This window comes from Cyclobacteriaceae bacterium (assembly GCA_013141055.1).
Lineage (GTDB): Bacteria > Bacteroidota > Bacteroidia > Cytophagales > Cyclobacteriaceae > ELB16-189.
In genome coordinates, this window is record JABFRS010000001.1 from 1,737,004 (window position 1) to 1,757,456 (window position 20,453).

Genomic DNA, 20,453 nt, shown 5'->3' on the forward strand with positions numbered 1-20,453 from the left:
ATTCAATAATTATAAAAGCCCTTACCTGTCTTTCTTCCAAAATGACCTTCCTTTACCAACTGCTGCTGAATTGGACTAGGTTTAAATTTAGCAGCCTGATGAAATCCGTTGTACACTGATGTTGTAACAGCAAGATTGGTGTCAACCCCTATCAAATCCATTAGCTCAAAAGGTCCCATTTTAAATCCTGCAGATCGTAAAAGCTCATCGATACCATTCACTGAGCAAACATTTTCCTCCAGTAATTTCAGTGATTCAACATAAAAATGCCGCGCTACACGATTAACGATAAATCCTGGAGAATCTTTCGCCAATACCGCTATTTTTTGAATGAGGAGGGAAAATTCTTTCAAAACCTGGACTAATGCAGGGTCCGTTTCTTTTCCTGAAATAATCTCTACTAATTTCATCCTGTCGGCAGGATTAAAAAAATGATAGCCAATACAACGAGAAGGATTGCTCAGTTTCTGAGCAATTTCCGTGACGGAGATCGAAGAAGTATTCGTAGCGAGGATTGCCTCTCCTCTGTTTATCTTTTCAAGATCTAAAAATAGTTGCTGTTTAATGTCAAGCCTTTCAACAGCCGCTTCAATGATCATATCAGCTTTCAAATCTGATAAAGATGGTGCAGCAACTACCCTTGAAAGAATGTCAGTCTTTCGATTTTCATTCAACTTTCCTTTCTCAACTAAATAGGAAATGTTTTTTTCAATGACTCTAAAGGCATTCTTAACTTGGTCCTGCTGTACATCAAACAGGATCGTATTGAAACCTGCCATGGCACATACTTGTGCTATGCCAAGCCCCATTGTGCCCGCACCCACTATTCCCACGGTGCGAATCGTATTCATCAGAATACTGGCTTAAATTGTTTTAAGAAGCGAATATCGTTCTCAGAAAAGAGACGAAGATCGTCGATGGCATAACGAAGCATCGTGATTCTCTCAATTCCCATTCCGAAAGCAAAGCCTGTAAATTCTTCCGGATCAATTTTGTTGTTGCGAAGCACATTTGGATGTACCATTCCGGAACCCGCAATCTCAACCCATCCTGAGTGCTTGCAGATATTACATCCTTTACCATGACAAATGAAACATGAGATATCAATTTCTGCACTGGGTTCTGTAAAAGGAAAAAATGAAGGCCGCAAACGAATCTTAGTATCCTGACCGAACATCTCCTTGGAAAAATGATACAAGGTCTGCTTCAGATCAGCAAAGCTTACATTCTTATCAATGTATAATCCTTCTACCTGATGAAAGAAGCAATGTGCTCTTGCTGAAATCGCTTCATTACGATAAACACGCCCTGGCATGATCGCACGAATGGGTGGTTTCTGCTTTTCCATCAGACGAACCTGAACATTCGATGTATGAGTACGCAGAAGGATGTTACGATCTTCGGTAATAAAAAAAGTATCCTGCATCTCACGCGCCGGGTGATTCTCAGGGAAATTCAATGCGGAGAAATTGTGCCAATCGTCTTCGATCTCAGGGCCATCAGCAACATTGAATCCCAATCGTTCAAAAATTTCGATAATACGATAACGAGTTAAATTTAAGGGATGAAGATTACCAATCTTATTGGCAACCGGCGGCAAAGTAAGATCAATATCTACCTGGATAGAACTTCCTTTTTCTCCAATACCCGCCGACCATTCTTTTAGTTTTGCTTCTGCCAATTGTTTCAGCTCATTCAGAGGCTTGCCGGTCTCCTTTTTCTTATCTGGAGGCAACGTCTTCAGATCATCAAACAAAACTGAAATGATGCCTTTGCGGCTAAGGTATTTTAGACGGAATGACTCTACTTCCTGGGAATTTTCCGGTTGAAGGGCCTGTATCTCCTTTTTAAGTGTTTCTACTTGCTCAAGCATTGTTAAACGAGTTCAGAATAGTTTGTTGCTTTCTTTTCAGTACAAAGCTAATGATCAGACAGATTAATACTGCAATTGGCAACAGTACCCAGTCTGGCTGTGATTTTAGCAATAATGCAATGATAATGAAGGAAAGATTAATGCCGGCGATCCATTTTACGGCACTCGCATGTGAAAGTCCAAACGCCAGCAATCGATGATGGAGGTGATTGCGATCAGCATGAAAAGGAGACTGCATGATCCGCAAACGGAGGATGATCACGCGTAGGGTATCAAAAATAGGAATGATCAAAACACAAATTGCCGTAGAAATAGATGCGTTGAATTTTACCAGATGTCCTTCAGGCAATAAAAAATTATAGTTGATAAATCTGATGGCAAAATATGAAAGTACCAGTCCAACAGTCAACGCTCCCGTATCCCCCATAAAAATACTGGAAGGCTGCCAGTTAAAAAAAAGAAAGGCCAGGAGAGCCCCTCCAAAACAAAGTGAAATGATACTGAGCGAAGTATATCCCGCCAGGTAAAACCAAACACCAAAGAAAAGCATTCCCAGAAAACCGATCGTACCAGCAAGACCATCAATGCCATCTATTAAATTGTATGCGTTGGTGATAATGATCACCGTAAATAATGTAATGAAATAAGCCAAAGGCAAAGGGAGCTGAGAGTCAGGTATTAAATCATAAAACGAATTAAGAATAACTCTATCAAGAAACACCAATACAAATACCGGAAGAAACTGACTAAAAAGTTTTTGTCTTGGACTTAAAGCCAGCACATCGTCACGAAGTCCAATCAGAAACATCAATGCAACAGAAATAAAAAAATATTTAAGTGTGATCCATTGCTGAAGAGGAAGGCCAATCAGCAATGCAAACGATGCTCCTGCCAGTATGGAAACTCCACCCATAGAAGGAACAAAATCTGAATGAATCTTATGTGTGCCTGGCGAATCATACCATTTAAGCTGCTTGAAGATTTTGATAAAAACCGGAAACAGCAAGAACGAGATCAGGAATGCTATAAATGAAAAAATAATAATTTGAGTGACTGATAACATAATACTTAGTAAGCCTTCTCGCTTCCGCGAATAAGTTCATAGGCCGTTAACACGATGATCTTTATATCTAATAGAAACGACCAGTTCTCAATATAAAAACGATCGAGTCTCACACGATTCTTCATGTCAATGATATTCCTTGTTTCACCACGATATCCTTTGCTTTGTGCAAGTCCCGTAACTCCTGGTTTCACAAAATGACGCGCCATGAATTTTCCAATCACTTTTGAATACTCTTCTGTGTGCTTCAACATATGTGGTCGTGGTCCTACGATGGACATCTCACCACTTAGTACATTGAAAAACTGGGGAAGCTCATCTAGGCTTGTCCTTCTGAGAAATGAACCAACAGATGTGATCCGTGCATCATCTTTCGATGCCTGAATCTGATCAGCATCCTTGTTGATATGCATTGTTCTGAATTTCAAGCACCAGAACTCTTTGTTATTCTGTCCGGTTCTTCTTTGCCTGAAGAAAACCGGGCCTTTCGAGTTGATCTTGATGGCAATTGCAATCAATGGGAACAGCCAGGAGAAGACGGTAATAAATAACAGAACGGAAAAGATCATATCAAATGTCCGCTTCACAACCTGATTCCTCCTGTCATCCAATGGCATGGAAGTAACATTAAGAACAGGAATGTGATCATACCTTTCCAGTTCAAGGCCATTAAATGAAAAGGCGCGATAATCAGGAATGAGTTTGACGGTAATGAATCGTTCTTCACCCAGATCAATGATCTTTTTTATTGCCCCATACTTAACATAAGGAAGGCAGCAATATATCTCATCAATTTTCTCAGTCTGAAGAAATTTCTCGATCTCACTTATCTTTCCAAGGATTTTAGGATTTGAATGTGAATCATCGAAAAATCCTATGAAACGATAACCAAATTCTGGGCGAAATCTAAAAAAATCTTCCATCTGCCTGGAGATCGCGCCGTATCCAATAACAATAACAGACCGGAAGTTATAACCGCGAGACCGGTAAATCTGCAGAAAGTAGAAAAACAAAAGTCTCCAGGTCAATACAAAAAAAAGAAAGCCGAGATAAACCAGCGGCGGCCCCCACTTATGAACAAGCTTGAAATCCAAAAGATAAATAGCCGTGCTTGTCACAAGGAAATGCTGAAAGACTGAATAGATCGTTTCTCCGGCAATTTTGACAAAGCTGAAAACCCGCGAGACCTTGTATGGGTTGGTGTAGAAAATAATAACCAGCCACGATACGTTGAGTATCAGCAAAAAGTAAAACCAGGACATGTCATGGCTATCGAACGAAAAGGTTTCAATAATGAAGTGGCCTGTAAAATAAAGTGCAAAGAATAGCCCGTTGAGGACAAGGATATCGCCTACAAAAATTAAAAATCTTAGGTATCTTGAAAACCTGTATTTCACCATGGAACGCAAAATTAGCTAAAACAGCCAACACTTCTGTTAAACCAAACACCCCGATAATTGGCTATAAAATCATTTTTTAGGAGACATTGGGTTGCTTTATCACTGTTCTCAATTGTACTCATTGCTACTGGCATAAGACTCTACCATCTGGACTACCAAAGTCTCTGGATTGATGAGATTGCTTCCATGAATGGTGCAGATCCAGATCTTTCCGTTTCTGCGGTTATTCGATACAGTGTTGCCGATCAGCCTCCTGCTTTCTTTCTTCTGCTACACGGATGGTTCAAACTGGTTCCGTTTACAGATTTCAATGGAAGGCTGCTTGCGCTTATTGTTGGATTGGCGGGCATTGTAGCAATTTATTTCCTTGGTAAAGAAGTGAGAGATTCCCGTGTTGGGCTTGCCGCAGCGGCCATCACAACCTTTAGTTACATTCATATCTTCTTTTCACAAGATGTCAGGTTTTATACACTGGTTTTCCTTTTTTGTACACTCTCCTATCTTTTTTTGATTCGCGCGGTAAAGAATTCCAGGTTAATCGATTTTATTTTCTACATCATTTTCACTTCCGGAGTTCTGTACTCTCATTATTTTGGAGTGATTGTATTTGCTACTCAAGGAATTTTATTTTGTCTGCTTTTGGTCTTTTATTCATTCAATAAAAAATTCATCATCTGCTCTATCAGTTCTGCTTTTATCATCATCGCAATTATCAGCCCCTGGATACCCATCCTGTTTTCTGATGCTAAAGGCGGTGCTTTTTGGCTTGAGCCAGAACCATTCTATTTTCTGATAAAGTATTTCTACGTTTATTTTAAAGATGTAGTAGCATCCTTTGTCTTTGCCAGCCTTCTGATATTCTATTTTCTTCACATTTATAAAACATACCGAACAGATCGAAGAATCGAACCCGTTGATTTTATACTGATCGGTAGTGTTTCCTTAAGTTTTCTCATGCCCATTATCTATTCCATTATTAAAACCCCTTTACTCAATGTTCGCTATACCATAATCGCATTACCCTGCCTGATCATCATGATCTGTCTTGGACTCATGGTGATCAAACCATCTTTTCAAAAAGCAGTTATAATTATTACCTGCAGCACTTCGCTCCTAAGCCTGATCTTCATTGAGAAATACTATACCGTAAAGCAGAAAGAAGACTGGAGAGGAATGATACAGCAGGTGATCAAAAAAGGATACTCTGACGATGTCTTTATCAGTCAATATGCATGGTATTGCAACTACTATTTTAAAACACTTAAGTCAGACTTCCGATCTTCGGTCCCTGAACAGTTCAATGCTGACATCGAAAAACCTGCAGGAATATGGTGGATGGATGGATTCAGTCCCGCCTCTGGGATTTCTCCGGGAGAGACAAAATTGTTGGAGAGCGGCTATGTTTTGAAAGAGACAGATTCGTTATTCAGAATGAAAGCGCGTTATTACCGCCGCAGCGATTAGAGATTTTTCTTTATCAGAGAAGAAAATAGTTCCTCATGCTGATCCGCTATCAATTCCCAATTATATTGATGAATGATCTTTTGAAAATTCTTCTCCTTAAAAGAAGGAGCGTTATTAAACATGATTTGATCCATCGACTTGAAATGATTGATCAGTTCTCTTTCATCATTAAAGTAAACCGCCTCTTCTCCAAGCACACCACGATTGAAAGCATTATCATGAGCAACAATCATACTTCTGCAAGCCATCGCTTCCAGCAAAGAGGGATTTGTTCCTCCTACAGAATGACCATGAAAATAGGCTGAGGAGAAATATCTCAGTGAATCAAGTTCTTTCTTATTGTAAATACCACCTGTGAAATGAACTCCTGATTTGTACTTACTTGCCATCTGTCGACCAAAAGCGTTGGTGTAATTACCAACCACAAGAAAAGGAAAACTGTGTCCGGATTTTTTATAACTCTCCAATATCAATTCAATATTATTCTCCGGTTCCATTCTGGCAATCAAAAGAAAAAAATTATTCTTGTTAACATTGTGTTTTGAAAGATGCCCTTCATCAAACTCATTGACAGGGTCAGCGCCATACGGAAGAAAGTAGGACTCACGATTAAATTCATCCAGGTAGTACTGGCGTATCCCCGGATTATCTGAAATAAGGTATGGGGATTCTTTTACAGCGATTTTTTCTAAAGATTTTATAAGCTTCCTGACAAGAAAATTCCATTTGGATCGCTTCCACTCAATACCATCCATATTGGTGATAATAATAGGCTTCTGATACTTTTTTATTTTCAGTAACTTATATGACATCGCTACGCTATGATAACCCGCCTCATAGATGATATCATAATCCTGCTGAAGAGCATGCTTCAGGCAGAGATGATCATAAATAAAATTGGCAGCACTCCCTATGATATTCTCAGGACTGCTTATTCTAACAATGCTGACACCTCTATATTTCTGCTGTGACCAGGGGTGGAATGACGGATTGTAGACAGTGACCTCATGACCTTTTGCTGCAAGCAAAACAGATATGTACTCCGCGAACTGCTCAAATCCACCATAATTATTCGGTATTCCCTTTGTTCCCAGAAATGCGATCTTCATCCGTTGGATTTGCGACCAAAGATAATGCGACTTTAACAATAAAAATTCATCGTTATCCTGAAGATAAATCAATCCTTATCTTTGAAAGATGTCTCCTTTCAAAGAAAAAATTCTCAGATGGGTTCCCTGGACGATATGCCTGGCATACGCCGGACTTTTCTTTGATGTGCTGGTCAGCAATATCACACTGGCTATTCTCCTGATCTGCTGTTTGTTAGTATTAAATCTAAAGACCATTAGAGAATCCCTTAAGTCAAATCGTGCGATTCAGCTAATTATTCTCTTCTATCTTCTGCACATTGTTGGCGTACTGTATTCACAAAATTTTGACAACGCCCTGTTTGTGTTGGAAAAGAAAGCGGTGCTACTCATCGTACCACTGTTCGTCTTTCCCGCTATACAATTGCTTTCAACAAAAGAAAAATCGAACCTGATCTTCAATATTGGCGCCCTTACACTCATCAGCGCTTTGGTCCTTTTAGTAAGAGGGCTTTTAAAAGAATTCATTCTATCAGATAATCTGGCGTTTGACAAAGATCACTATACTTCCATCCATTATGTTTTTTACTCCATTTACTTTTCCGCTGGCTCACTTTTGTTTCTGCAATCAGTAAGTGAACGAATAAAAGCTCCTGTCAAAAAAATTGTCGTCATCTCTGCGTTAGCGCTATATTCTCTTGGCATGCTTGTCATTATTTCTTCAAAAACCGGAATAGGGGCATATGCATTGGGATTGACCTATTTTCTATATAAAAATCTTCCTTCAAGGAGAATGTTTTACATCTCGAGTGCGGGAGTACTTCTGTGTGTAGTTCTTTTTATCATGGCCTATCCAAGAACACTGGATCGTTTTCTGGATATGCGACACAATCTCTCCATACTGAAAGAAGATAAGCTTACGGAATATGAAACTTTCACAGGATTAAATCTGCGTTTATTCTTCTGGAAGACTGCGATTACTGAAGTCTGGAACGACAAACTTGTTTTCGGCGCTGGCACTGGCGACGGCCAGGATTATCTCAATCAGGCATATACGTCGCATCATCTGGATCAATATGGATACTTAAATTTTGATCCGCATAATCAATGGTTCGCAACATTTATTCAACTGGGTTTCCCAGGTTTAATATTGCTTTTGATGATCTTCATTTACGCCATAAAAATCAGTAACCGGAATCTCAATCCCTACTTCATTTATTTTGCATGGATCACCCTTTGCTTCAGTCTTTCAGAATCTATTCTTGAATCAAATAAAGGAATTGTATTCTTTGCTCTGATGATGACTGTACTCCTCGCATTTAATAAAGAGGATTCGACAAGCTTTGATAACAGCTAAATTTCAGGCTCTCGATTTAACAATTTTTCCAGGGCTGCCCATTACAATAGAATTTTCAGGAATACTTCTGGTAACAATAGTTCCGGCAGCAAGAATACATCCATTTCCAATAGCCACGCCATCAAGAATTGTTACTCCGGATCCAATCCAGCAATTGTTTCCGATTATCACTCCCTTTCTTGACTCTCCCTGTTTACGAATGATCGCTTCACCCTTTCCGAAATTATGATTCTCTGAAAATATCTTTACCTGAGGTCCCATGATCACATCATTGCCTATTGTGATTCCACCCTGTCCGCCTAAAAAAGATTGAGCTCCGATTGAAGAATTATTTCCGATCGTAATGCCGGTTCCTTTATTAGCAATGACTCCGGTACAGGTCATCACTGCATTCTTTGCAATCGTAACGTTATCTCCCAGTCGAATGCCATTCATAGACAATGCATTGATATGCACTCCATCCTCAATGATCAGGCTTTTACCAGCCTTAACCTGATAGCCATGTTCGATTATAACACGACGTCCACAAAACATTATTCCCGATGTGGAAATACTTAATTTTCTAAAGCAACCACGCACAATCTGAAAAAACCGATACCAAACAATGTTAAACAATTGTCTTCCGGAATAACTATCATCCAACTTATAGGCAGGATCGCGTTTAAGCGTTGCTATGATTCGTTCAATTGTTTTTTTCAAAATCGATGAATTGCAGATCAGACTTCCTTTTACAACCCTAAAGTTGATCATTGTCAATAAATTATCAAATTCCCAATTGAAAGCGATTGAAGAAACTTTTTAAAAGTGCATTCGGGGAAGAATCCAGCCTTTTGAGATTTTCTTGTACCTTTAAAACTCAAAGAATTAATGCGTGAAACAACTGATTAAGAAGGTCCTGCGGGCAATTAAACCTCTCGCTGATCTTATTCTCTCCCCTTTTACTTTAATAGGGTCAATTTATTTCTTTATCCTGAAGCGCATCGGTTTAAAACAAATGCGAATCAGCCGGGCTATTTTTTACAAAGTGGGGATGTATCCTATCATTGACCATTACTACGAGCCACTATCTAATCCACGACACCTGTCAAGACCGCTGTCAGATGATCGGAACTTACCTGCCGTTGATTTCAATCTAGAAGGTCAGCTTGAGCTCCTTAAAAAATTCAATTTCAATGCGGAATTGAGTGCCATTCCTTTCGATCAAAAAGCACCCCTTACATTTTATTATCATAACGGAAGCTATGAATCAGGGGATGCAGAGTTTTTATACAATATGGTGCGTCATCATAAACCAAAGCGAATCATTGAAATTGGCTGTGGGCTTTCTACATTGATGATTCAGCAAGCTGCCATTAAGAACAAGGAGGAAAATGAATCAAATGCTATTGATCATATCTGTGTAGAGCCTTATGAAATGGCGTGGCTGGAACAACTTCCTGTAAATGTCAAAAGATCTAAAGTCGAAGATCTTCCACTTGATTTCTTCAAATCTCTAAACAAGGGTGATATTCTATTCATTGACTCCTCTCACGTTGTTAGACCTCAGGGTGATGTGCTGTTTGAGTTTCTTGAAATACTTCCAACACTAAATGCAGGTGTGGTTGTTCATGTACATGATATCTTCACTCCGAAGGATTATCCACGGGAATGGGTAGTTGATGAAGGCAAGATCTGGACAGAACAATACTTACTGGAAGCATTCCTTAGCTACAATAGCAATTTCAAAATTGTAGGAGCGCTTAACTATCTTCACCATCAACATCGCGAAGCACTGGCTGCAAAGTGTCCTATCCTGGCAAATGAACAGGATCGTGAACCCGGTGCTTTCTGGATTGAGAAAATAAAGTAATCATTTACAGTTCTCCAGGCATTGGAGAACCTTAAACGCTGCGTCACTCCATGTGAATTTAGCAGCTTGCATCAGGCCTAGTTCTTTCTTTGTTTGATAGAGAACGGAATCCGATAATAGCGCGTCAATGGCTGCTGCTATTTCCTCTGGCTTTGCAGGGTCAACATAGTTACCTGCTTCACCACACACTTCCGGCAAAGATGTGGTGTTGGAAACAACGACAGGCACTCCACTCGCCATCGCTTCAAGAGGCGGCAATCCAAAGCTTTCCGCATAAGAAGGAAAGCAAAAAACTGTTGAGATGGAGTAAACTATATCCAGATCCTTATAGATAGCACCAGTGAAAAGGACTCGATTTGAAATCCCAAGCTCATCAATGATAGTAGCGTGATTAGATTTCATCCAGTTATCCGCTCCCACAATTACAAGTGGAATGCTTTTGTCGCGAAGGATTGGGATAGCTCTTAACAAATTGTCTACGTTCTTTCTAAGATTTAATCTACCAACATACAATAGAAACCTGTCAGGAAGATTAAACTGAGTTTTTATTCTTTCAATATCACTTACGCTATGCTGTTCCTTAGGACGGAAATTCTTCTCAACTCCATGATGCGCTACTGAAATCATTTTTTCATTATCCGCAAATTTGAACTCAAGCAATCGATGCTTCTCAATTTCAGAAACAGTAATGACAGCGTCGGCTTTTCGAGTTAAAAACTTCAGGGGCGATAGATAAACCCGTTCATAGATTGTATAGTATTCGGGATTTGAAAGAAACAGTGCATCATGAATATATGCTACTTTCTTTCCGTGTCCGAATAGTGTTATGAAATTCTGATAGAGCGTTACATCCAGCTTGAATTTAGAAGCATAAAAAGGAAGAATAAACACATTGGACAACATGTTATTTCCCGCCCAGACATAACAAAGATTGACATTCTTATTCTGACCTGCGGGAAAAGGCTGATCTTTATGTTTTGCATTGAGAAAGATCCAATACTCATTCTTTCTATCCTGCTCAATCAAATGATCAACAAGTGCTCTGATAACACGTTTTCCGCTAGGAGGCCCTTCGAAATACCATTTTGCATCTATGCCAATCTTCATCTTCTCTATTGGGGAATTTTTGTCAATGAATTCTGTTTCTTATCAAACTGTGGGAAAATGTTGGTAAAGGCCAGAATCCAGATTACGTACTCAGCAATATTAGACGTAAAACTACCTGTAAATTGATAAATGAAAATAAAGAGAAATAATAAAGTCCGATAGTAGTTCTGAAGCACCTTTGTCTTAAAGAAAAAATAAATCTCAAGGAAAAGCCTAAGACCTATTCCAAAAAATCCGAATAGAGCAAACGTCTCTGCAAATGCATTTGGAATACTCACTTGCCCATAGCTTTCGGGATAATTGTAAAATTCTCTGATTACCGGATCTCCTATGATCTTCAACTGACCAGGACCTATTCCCCACCAGACACTTTTCAGGTCGGCTATGATGTAGGAAAGCTGCAACGCTTCAAAGGTTCTTCCATTTGCAGAGCCATCTGCCCCAAGAAATATTGCACTGATGCGCACAAAGAAAGGATTTTCAGGAAAGAAGATCCAAAGACAAATAAAAGTCAACAAAAAGAATGTGACTAAGCCAAAGAATGAATACAACAATTTCTTGCTGGTCAGCATGGTAGAAGAATTCAATGAGAATAAGATAAAAACCGAAAGAATTAATCCACCGATTACACCCATTGAAAAAGACAAAACCAAAGAACCCATTACCATCAGGAGTATGTAGAAATCCATCTTGCTGTTCTGTTTCAGAATAAACCGTATAAAATAAAACGAGAATATAGGAACCAGTAAAAAAGAGTAATACGATGGTTCATACGTGAACATCGTAAGTCTTTTCCAATCTGTGATCTCAATACTTCCCACAGCGATGGTCCAGTTTGTCCAGAAGAATGAATAATATTCAGTGAATACAAAAAGCACCGCTACTATCGTAAGTTGAAAATTTGTAATGGCAAGTTTCTTATAGATAGACTCAACATCAGCATATGTTGTGATCAACATGTAAAAAGCGTAGCAAAAAACATAAACTGTAAAATAGAGCAGAAAGGATTTTAAGTAGAAATACTTGCTTACCCCATTTAACAAATGAAAAAAGACGAAGGGTGTTGCAAAGGCAATAAACTTGACAATGATTAATCGTTTACCCTTCAAAAAGACCCAGAGATAAAATAATGGTGTTAGAAGTGTTGTATACAATAAACCAAAAGGCAGCCCAACAGCATTCACAAAAAAGTAAATGAAAGCAAACGGATAGTACTTATTGACTTTCATAACATGCAAGGTGTTGGTCCATGCGCTTAATCCCCTGTACGGTAAAACTTCAGGCGAAAACCAGGGTTCACCTTAATTTTCTTCTTTCTTTTTTTAAGATCTTCCTTTGTAAAGATAGAATAAGATATGGTGGATTCCTCTGAGTATGTGCCAGTCAGAACTCTTTCCAAAAAAAACATGAGAAAAAAGAACGGCTTAAATACTCTGAACCAAAGCGGTAAGGTCTTATTAAATCTCTCTTTTTCAATTTGAGAAATCGGATTTAAGCTAAGATTATCACCGGAATACGTAAACACGGAAAAGTACTTTTTAACGTGAGCTCCCTTAAAATTCTTTTTTAAAACATCATACAGAAAGATAACATCTGCTATCGATTTGTAGGTTTCATTGAAAGTGCACTTCTCAAAAATTTCCCTTCTGTAAAAGATAGTAGCTGTGGTGGTGTAGAGATAATTGCTGAAAAAATAAGGCCACCGCGGTTGGAATGATTTACGATAAGCCATGAATTCTCCATTCGGGTCAATTACAATGAAGTCGGCAGCGATAAAATCAACGTGAGGATGCTCGTCAAAAAACTTTACCACAAATTCCAACACACCCGGAAGGTATTGCTCGTCTGCATTGAGATGACCTATAATTTTTCCTTTTGCTTTTAAAATACCCTTGTTGAGGGCATTGTACATGCCACTATCCTTTTCAGAAGTCCAGGCAACTCCATGTGTAGTGGAAAGCCACTCAGCTGTTCCATCCCTGGAAGCACCATCGACCACAACATGCTCATGATTTACATTCTGATCAGCAACGGATGCGCAGCACATCTTAAGATATGCAAGCATATTATAGCACGGGGTGACAATTGAAATAGATGGCTTCTGATCGTTCACTGTTGACTGAGTGTAGACGTCTATTTTTTTACAGCATCAACAATAAGAGAGGTGTATCTTAACGTCCCGTCAGCATTTCTGTCATCATATCTTTTTGAACGAACGATCATTCCATCGTCAGGGCTCCACTCCTGATAATGAAATTTTCCGTTCTCATCAAAGTATTCCAGAAATTTTACTGTAAAGCCAGCGTCTTCAAATAATTTTCCAAACGACTTATAGTTGTATAAAACTTTATGATCATCTGCCCCCGCACCATGACCGCCGGGTCGTACATATTCAATGTACTCTTTGTCAGGATGGAAACCATCAGGAACAGCAACTCTCATGTGTCCTCCTGGTTTCAAATATTGAAAGCAGTTCTTCGCTCCAAGCAATCCATCCTTCTCATAAAGATGTTCCCATACATGTTCAGCAAGAATAGCACTAACTGTATTTTTCTTCAGTGCATACTGCCAATCTTCATCCTTTAGAATGTTCAGAAAATCAATCTCTGTAAGGATCCATCCATCATACTTTATTTTACTGGCACCCACGACGAGCTTTATGTCTGGTCGCTTAACCAGCATTTTAAGTTCAATTTTCTTGAGCCTTGATTTTATTCCTTTTAGAAATTTTCGCAAACTCATATTAATGGATTTTATCTTTTCAAACTTTAAAGACCCAGACAATTCTCAGTACGATAGAATACAGTGGTGGCTTTATTGAAGAAAATTCCCGGTGCAATGCCCCAGAAATCAATTTTCTTAAAGCCTTTGGACATCATGAATTCTATTCCGTCTTTGTATTCCTTTCGTTCTGAATCATCAAGAATCATTATTCCTCGTTGAGTAAGTGAATCGACACCATTCTTAAGACAGTTCACACGATCTCTTCCGTCCACGATAATAATATCCAAAGGTTCCCCTACCGATTGTGCATACTTTGAATAAGCGCCGTTTTCATTAAGCGCCACTAAATCCACCCGAGCATTTGATTTTACAATTGAAGAAATTTCCTTGTGCCAGCCTTGCTCGTGTTCTACTGCAAATACTTTCTTAACATACTTACTATAAAAGAGAGTGGAGTTACCACTTCCATATTCAAGTAGCACCTGATCCTGTTTCAATCTTTCGCGTATAAAGTAAATGAAAGAATACGTTACCCATGGAATAGGGTTGTTGTCACGATCAACAGGTTTCATCCCTTTGAATGACTGAATCCAACCCATCTCATCAAAATATCCTTTCCAGTAATATCCCAGAAGCATTTTAGAAATCCTGAATTCTGTCAGGACATTAATGGCTTTCTTTACACTGACCATGCTGTTTTGAATTTCTTATTGGATGATAGTTTTTAAAAAGCCTGAATACGTTTAAATTCTCAATTTCGTAACCAGTAAAAGACAAAGTAACCCGTAAACGCCTAAGAAATCAAGTTTAAAATTTATTCATTACCTCAATCACTTTGTGCACATCATTCTCAGTGTGCATGTAGGAAATCGGAAGACTTAGGGTTGTGTCATGAATCTCCTCTGAAATAGGATATAACTTACCATCGAACATACCTTTTAATGCCTGCTGACGATGAGGCGCTACAGGATAATGTATCTCTGTCTTAATCTCATTTTTAAGTAAATACTCTTTTAAAGCATCTCTCTCTGGATGACGTATGTTATAAATGTGAAAGACATCATAATAATCTTTATCTACCACTGGTTTAATGAAATCACCTTTAAGCTCTCTTTGATAAATCGCAGCCAGAACCCTTTTATGATCATTGATCTTATCCAAAGAGCCAAGTTTAACCCGAAGGAATGCTGCCTGCAGTTCATCCAGTCTTGAGTTAACTCCTATCTTCTCATTATAATACTTCTTTTCAGATCCATAATTGCGATAGAGTCTGATGGCCCTATTCAGGTTTTCATCATTTGTATTCAGAGCCCCAGCATCTCCTAAAGCTCCAAGGTTCTTTGTCGGATAAAAACTAAACGCGCCAAACTCTCCAAAGGATCCAGATTTCCTGTTCTTGAATTTTGCTCCATGAGATTGAGCACAATCCTCAATGAGCTTGAGATTAAACTTTTTAGAGAGCTCCACAACAGGATCCATTGCACAGCACTTACCGTACAAATGAACAACCATGATCGCTACCGTTTTAGGTGTGATCGCTTCCTGGATTTTTTTTGGATCAATGTTATAGGTGTTGATATCAGGCTCAACCAATACCGGAACAAGATTGTTGTTTAGAATAGACAGAATTGTTGCAATGTATGTATTGGAAGGAACGATCACTTCTGAACCTGGTCTAAATTCGAAGCATCGCAATGCTAACACCAATGCATCCAACCCATTAGCTACTCCCGTTGAGTAAGTTGAGCCACAGTATTGCGCAAACTCCTTTTCAAATTCTTTGACCTCATTTCCAAGAATGAACCAGCCACTCTTCAAAACACTGTCAAATTTTGATTGATAGTCAATCAAAAATGATTTGTTCATCGCATTAAGATTCTCGTACTCAATCATAAATAAGGATCATAGATATAATCCGCCTGATTGAAAAATTCCGATGCCAGCACCATCAAAATCGCGTCAGAAGAAAAATTATGCATCTGATGCCAATCTTTTGGTTCGAGTATCAGACATTTCCCAGGATCGTCCAGCACAAATTCCTGTTTATTTTTCCCATCATTGTTGCTAATGGTACAATGTCCTTTCAGACAAATCGCTGCCTGAATTGTTTTATGATGACGGTGCCCACCCCTGACAGAATCATCTACTCCATAGATATAAAAGATTCTGCGTATATCGAAGGGGATGACTTTTTCGATAACGGTAAGGTTTCCACGTTTATCAGTGAAGGTTTTTAAGTCAATAAGTTTAGCCACTGATTCCGAATTTTTTTAAATCAACGATAAAATACATTCCCTTCACTCTTCTTTTGATATTTGATAGTATCTCTTTGGATTCCCTGATGAAATTATTCTTGGCGGGAATTATCCTGAATTGAAATTTACTCTCCAGCTCTTTCTCAACATTCACAATATCTTCAAGCCATTCCTTGTAAATATCCTCCACCAATGGGAAATCAAGATTATAACAACCCAAATCTACTTTCCAATGATGAAGAAATTTTACCCAATGAAAATGGTAGAAAACGAGTTCATCCGTAACACCATTTTTGTCGGTGATCTGATAACCTTTGCCCTTTCTTTCAATGTTATACTGCTGAACATTCCACGGGGCTACTCCTCCCCCCAGATTCTGCAGAACATGAACACCTTCAAAGCGGGTCGTCCAATCATCAAGATATTTCTGATCACCAAATTTCCCATCCTCAGCCCGGTTAAAACACCATTCAATACAGCGGTCCTTCCACCATGTCAGAGCCCTCATCCCATTAGTATCATTCTTGAAATTGATGTACTGCACACAGTAAATGCCATTCCCGGAAGACTGATCATATTCAGGAGTGTAACGATGCTCAGTAATTAATATTGACTTTTCCCCCATTTCCTTATTCAGGACTGAAGGATCTGAAAAGAAAAAAAGGTCCGCGTCAACATAGGTGCAATCAGGCAAATTAAATTTTGTGATGCAGTAATAAATTGTTGATGCCGTGGATGTCCAGCAATATTCTCCTTTAGTTCTGGTTGGTTTGACTCTTAACAGATCTTCATTTTCGAATTCCTTTAAACTCACCAGCGTAACGTGCCTGAGGTTTAGTTTCTTCAGCATGTCATAAGACTTGTCATCGAAAGGAAAAATATAGAGATGAAAATCGGGGCAATGTTTTTCGAGGGATCTGTACATGGAAAGTCCTCTGCTCAAATAATAACTATCAAAAAGAGTGCAGAAATTCAACATCAGAAATAAGATATGATTTTATTACCTGCTTTCTTTAGCATAACGCGCGGCCATTGTCTGTTATTTTTTTTAATCTCAGCGATGGCTTTCTTTTTTAATTCAAGGAAAAACGAATCCTGAGTAACCCCATAACCCTCATCCGCTACTTCGCAGGCAAATCCATACTGATTTTCAAGGCAAGCGAAAAGGAATGTCAATAAAAATGCTCTCCTGTCAAATGCTCCTCTCTTCAAAGAATTGATATAGCTGAGTTCTGCCCATCCCGGTGACTTCATCAGGCATTTGTCGATCGCCTTTTTCTGAAAGCCCTGGAAATATGATAATTCTTTGGGATTGATTCTTTGTGTTCCCTTCACTTCCATCGTCGATAGGAAAAATCCAAGTTCATCCATATAACGAATGACTTCGTATAATTTATCCTCTCCTTTATAAGCATCCAGGATACCTGGCTCAAACTCAGCGACAATAACATTATTTCTAATTTTTTCAGGAAGGCTCTTGAAAAGTCGCAGATCTGTTCCCTGAGTATCCGTTTTAAACCAGTCGATATTTTCAATCTTCGCTTCACGCAATGCGTCTGTAAGATGAATGGCTTTGAGCTTGATCTTTTTCTCCACCTGAAATAATTCTGCGAAAGACCAGACTTTGAGTCTTTCGGTATCGGGCTCCAAAGCACTTGAACAATATGGGGATTTCGTCAGATAGAAATCTATTTCGCTTTCTGACTGATCTGTAACCACCCGACTGAATACAATCAGTTTTTTAAAAGTATCTGTCTCTTTTTCTGTAAAGCCCATCTCACGATTGTCAGCATCAAAGGCAATACAAATAGAGTGCTTGGCAATCTTCTTCCATTTTGCATGAAGCTCACCGGAGGCGCCAATATCAATCAATACCGGAGGTGCTGAAATGATTTCAGGTTGAGATAGTATTATATCAATGAGATCCTGGGTCATTCTTTCTTCAGTTCTGGGTTTTTGCTTTGGAATTCAGGAGGTTACGCGCTTTCAAGGCGCCTGCCCGCAAATCAGGGAGCAAATATAACTTGCTTTGATGGAATGGGCCTAATGAGCCTGGCTTCGACTATAAAAGAACCTGCTGATAATTGCGTAGGAAAGAAGGAATATGAGATTGATCATCAGCGATGCCACTGCTGCTCCATAAATTCCGTAAAGAGGCACCAGCCATATATTGAGTGCTATTCCGATCAGCGAGGCCGGAATACCTACTAAAATAATAACATACAGCTTATCCATATGAACTAAATGATTACTGTACATCACTGTAAGAGACATTAGTACTGCTGTCGTTAAAACAATCGGAAGCAGTGGCATGATAAGATCATACTTCGAATCAATGATTCCAATGATGAGCATGACCTTCAGTGTAATTATAATTCCCACCGACAGTACAACAAACCCAGCGATCAGTCTTACAACCATTTTTTTTGTACGTATGCGATTAATCTCCAGGTCTTTTTCTTTCAAGAATTGCGGAAGCCAAATATTTTGAAAAGATGCAAATGCAAATGGAATGATGCCGGCGAAAGTCATTGCAAGATTGTAGACTGCGAGATCTTTCAATGTTCCGTACTTCTCGATAAAATACCGGTCACTCAAATTCGCAAACAGGCCAATGATTGCTGAGAGCATTATAGGCACCCCAATCCACATAGCACGTTTAGCAATTCTGGAATCAAATCGGAATTTCATTCTTCGGACATAATAAGATCCAAAAAAGAGTATAATTCCAAGCTCCACAATGTTGGCATACTTTATTCTGAGAAGAGTATGATCCTCTTCCGAAAACTGCCAAAGGATTAACATGACAATGACGTTAATGAGAACTACTCTTGAAATATTAAAAAGCTGAACTTTGCGAATGTCTTCACTGGTCAGAAAATAATTCACCAGCAGTAATGAATAAACAGACACAACAAATCCCAGCAATACAGATGCCCGATAACTTTCATAGTCAAGGGTTCCTTTAAAAAGAAACTCAACTATCGGAAAATCTATTCGGAATAAAAGGATCGCAGCAAGAAGAATAAGCAAAAATGCGAGCAGGGTAGAGTTTAGTGTAAAAAGCAAAACACCCTTCTCTTCGAGAGGATAATCGTGATAAAGTTTACTTTGTGCCTGGTAGATTCCAAGGTTAAATACCAATGAAAAGGAACTGATGATCGCGATGAGGTATCCATACAATCCATACTCATCCTGAGTCATCAACTGAAGATAGATCGGAAGCAAAATGATTCCCGATCCTTTTACCAATACATCAACACTAAAAACCTTTAGGTAATTTCTTACGAGTGGATTTGATGAATATCGTTTGATGAAATCCACAGATCAGTTAAAAATGTTTTTGATTTTATAAATGATCTTGCTTGTTATAGAATTATCCACACCTCTTAAATATCGGGAGAATACTTTAAAAGCTACTTTGCTTTCTTCTATGGGGATTTTCCGCAATAACAATTCTTCCGTATTCAATTCTCCTTCATAGTCAACAGAAACACCGCTATGCGTGCCGCTGTTGTCCAATCCTATATTGTTAACAAATGATACCGCTGGATAAAGCGTTAGCCGATTTGCTAAAAACGCAGAGGCATGCCACCGCACTGCCCATGAATTATTTTTTCCGGCGATCTGATCCTTCAGCATTCTTGAATATGAATAGGCGCCGTCAAAATCAAAGGTGTGTATAAGTCCTAGCTCATTAAGTTTTTTCAACAATGATGAGCCATCACTTTCAAAAATCGACCAGCCTCTCCTCCATGTAGCCCATCCCCAGCAATCTGCGCCCCGCAGAAAAAAAGTAAAAGGTAATGATTGTTTTACCGGATAAACATAACCATGAATAGAGATTACTCTTTCATCTTCTGAATAAAGAGTCAATGCCTGATTCATGAAACTGAGAAATTGAGGTGAAGTCACGAGATCATCTTCCATTACAATAATACTCTCGTAAGACTTCAAAACTTCTGTAACACCAGTTATGATGGATTCTGCGAGTCCTTTGTTCGTCTCACTGGAAATTATCTTTACTGATTTGAATCCACTAATCGTTTGGATAAAACTCCTGACGTCCTCTACCAGTTTTACATCGCTTTCTGTCTTGGGGCCATCAGAAAAAATGACCAGATCACTCTCACTTGCTAAAGCATTTTGTGAAAGGGCATTCACCGTTTGAGTTGTGTGCCAGGGTCTGTTGTAAACAAATAATGCTATCGGTGCAGGCATTAATAAATCGAGTCAGTAACCTGTAATTGAAAATAATAGCGCTAAAATACAA

Annotated in this window: 20 protein-coding genes; 3 read left to right on the forward strand and 17 right to left on the reverse strand. The window is 38.9% G+C overall.

Going from position 1 to position 20,453, the window contains the following annotated elements; translation table 11 throughout:
• Positions 1–2: 2 nt before the first annotated feature.
• Genes HOP08_07680 through HOP08_07695 form a run of 4 tightly spaced genes read right to left on the reverse strand, consistent with a single transcriptional unit; the run spans position 3 to position 4,336 of the window.
• Positions 3–851 (reverse strand): 3-hydroxybutyryl-CoA dehydrogenase, encoded by an 849-nt coding sequence (locus HOP08_07680; protein ID NOT74794.1) that lies wholly within the window; start codon positions 849–851, stop codon positions 3–5.
• A complete protein-coding gene (gene pheS / locus HOP08_07685; GenBank protein ID NOT74795.1) occupies positions 851–1,873 on the reverse strand; it encodes a phenylalanine--tRNA ligase subunit alpha in 1,023 nt (340 codons plus the stop codon). The genes HOP08_07680 and pheS overlap by 1 nt, the downstream gene beginning before the upstream one ends.
• Positions 1,866–2,936 (reverse strand): undecaprenyl/decaprenyl-phosphate alpha-N-acetylglucosaminyl 1-phosphate transferase, encoded by a 1,071-nt coding sequence (locus HOP08_07690; GenBank protein NOT74796.1) that lies wholly within the window; start codon positions 2,934–2,936, stop codon positions 1,866–1,868. Before HOP08_07690 ends, pheS begins: the two co-directional genes overlap by 8 nt.
• 5 nt (positions 2,937–2,941) lie before the next feature.
• On the reverse strand, positions 2,942–4,336 hold the full coding sequence (locus tag HOP08_07695; GenBank protein ID NOT74797.1) for an undecaprenyl-phosphate glucose phosphotransferase: 1,395 nt from the start codon (positions 4,334–4,336) through the stop codon (positions 2,942–2,944).
• A gap of 57 nt (positions 4,337–4,393) precedes the next feature.
• Here HOP08_07695 and HOP08_07700 point away from each other — a divergent pair, with 57 nt between their 5' ends.
• Positions 4,394–5,800, forward strand: a complete 1,407-nt coding sequence (locus HOP08_07700) for a hypothetical protein (GenBank protein ID NOT74798.1) — start codon at positions 4,394–4,396, stop codon at positions 5,798–5,800.
• Here HOP08_07700 and HOP08_07705 read toward each other — a convergent pair.
• Entirely contained in the window at positions 5,797–6,909 is a 1,113-nt protein-coding gene (locus HOP08_07705; protein ID NOT74799.1) for a DUF1972 domain-containing protein, read from the reverse strand. The two genes, HOP08_07700 and HOP08_07705, sit on opposite strands and share 4 nt — an antisense overlap.
• A gap of 88 nt (positions 6,910–6,997) precedes the next feature.
• On the opposite strand from HOP08_07705, the gene HOP08_07710 reads away from it, so the two are divergent.
• Positions 6,998–8,245 carry an O-antigen ligase family protein gene (locus tag HOP08_07710; GenBank protein ID NOT74800.1) on the forward strand — a complete coding sequence of 416 codons (1,248 nt, stop codon included), beginning with the start codon at positions 6,998–7,000 and terminating at the stop codon, positions 8,243–8,245.
• Positions 8,246–8,248: 3 nt separating this feature from the next.
• Here the strand turns inward: HOP08_07710 and HOP08_07715 are convergent, their stop codons facing one another.
• Positions 8,249–8,995, reverse strand: a complete 747-nt coding sequence (locus tag HOP08_07715; protein ID NOT74801.1) for an acyltransferase — start codon at positions 8,993–8,995, stop codon at positions 8,249–8,251.
• 244 nt (positions 8,996–9,239) lie between these two features.
• Between HOP08_07715 and HOP08_07720 the strand changes: the two genes are divergently transcribed.
• Positions 9,240–10,094, forward strand: a complete 855-nt coding sequence (locus HOP08_07720) for a class I SAM-dependent methyltransferase (protein NOT74802.1) — start codon at positions 9,240–9,242, stop codon at positions 10,092–10,094.
• On the opposite strand, the gene HOP08_07725 is transcribed toward HOP08_07720, so the two are convergent.
• The 11 genes from HOP08_07725 to HOP08_07775 all read right to left on the reverse strand — a co-directional run bounded on the left by HOP08_07725 (position 10,095) and on the right by HOP08_07775 (position 20,401).
• A complete protein-coding gene (locus HOP08_07725; protein NOT74803.1) occupies positions 10,095–11,201 on the reverse strand; it encodes a glycosyltransferase family 4 protein in 1,107 nt (368 codons plus the stop codon). It lies immediately after the preceding gene.
• A gap of 5 nt (positions 11,202–11,206) precedes the next feature.
• Positions 11,207–12,430, reverse strand: a complete 1,224-nt coding sequence (locus HOP08_07730; protein ID NOT74804.1) for a hypothetical protein — start codon at positions 12,428–12,430, stop codon at positions 11,207–11,209.
• 26 nt (positions 12,431–12,456) lie between these two features.
• Positions 12,457–13,266 carry a glycosyltransferase gene (locus HOP08_07735; protein NOT74805.1) on the reverse strand — a complete coding sequence of 270 codons (810 nt, stop codon included), beginning with the start codon at positions 13,264–13,266 and terminating at the stop codon, positions 12,457–12,459.
• Positions 13,267–13,334: 68 nt separating this feature from the next.
• On the reverse strand, positions 13,335–13,883 hold the full coding sequence (locus HOP08_07740) for a hypothetical protein (GenBank protein ID NOT74806.1): 549 nt from the start codon (positions 13,881–13,883) through the stop codon (positions 13,335–13,337).
• 86 nt (positions 13,884–13,969) lie between these two features.
• Complete coding sequence (locus HOP08_07745; protein NOT74807.1) at positions 13,970–14,617, reverse strand: FkbM family methyltransferase; 648 nt, start codon at positions 14,615–14,617, stop codon at positions 13,970–13,972.
• Positions 14,618–14,732: 115 nt separating this feature from the next.
• On the reverse strand, positions 14,733–15,818 hold the full coding sequence (locus HOP08_07750) for a DegT/DnrJ/EryC1/StrS family aminotransferase (GenBank protein NOT74808.1): 1,086 nt from the start codon (positions 15,816–15,818) through the stop codon (positions 14,733–14,735).
• Positions 15,815–16,180, reverse strand: coding sequence for an FdtA/QdtA family cupin domain-containing protein (locus HOP08_07755; GenBank protein ID NOT74809.1), 366 nt, complete (start codon positions 16,178–16,180; stop codon positions 15,815–15,817). The genes HOP08_07750 and HOP08_07755 overlap by 4 nt, the downstream gene beginning before the upstream one ends.
• Entirely contained in the window at positions 16,173–17,159 is a 987-nt protein-coding gene (locus tag HOP08_07760; protein ID NOT74810.1) for a glycosyl transferase, read from the reverse strand. The genes HOP08_07755 and HOP08_07760 overlap by 8 nt, the downstream gene beginning before the upstream one ends.
• A complete protein-coding gene (locus HOP08_07765; protein ID NOT74811.1) occupies positions 17,159–18,115 on the reverse strand; it encodes a hypothetical protein in 957 nt (318 codons plus the stop codon). Before HOP08_07765 ends, HOP08_07760 begins: the two co-directional genes overlap by 1 nt.
• 108 nt (positions 18,116–18,223) lie before the next feature.
• Positions 18,224–19,504 carry a lipopolysaccharide biosynthesis protein gene (locus HOP08_07770; protein NOT74812.1) on the reverse strand — a complete coding sequence of 427 codons (1,281 nt, stop codon included), beginning with the start codon at positions 19,502–19,504 and terminating at the stop codon, positions 18,224–18,226.
• Between the two features lie 3 nt (positions 19,505–19,507).
• Positions 19,508–20,401, reverse strand: coding sequence for a glycosyltransferase (locus HOP08_07775; GenBank protein NOT74813.1), 894 nt, complete (start codon positions 20,399–20,401; stop codon positions 19,508–19,510).
• Positions 20,402–20,453: the final 52 nt, after the last annotated feature.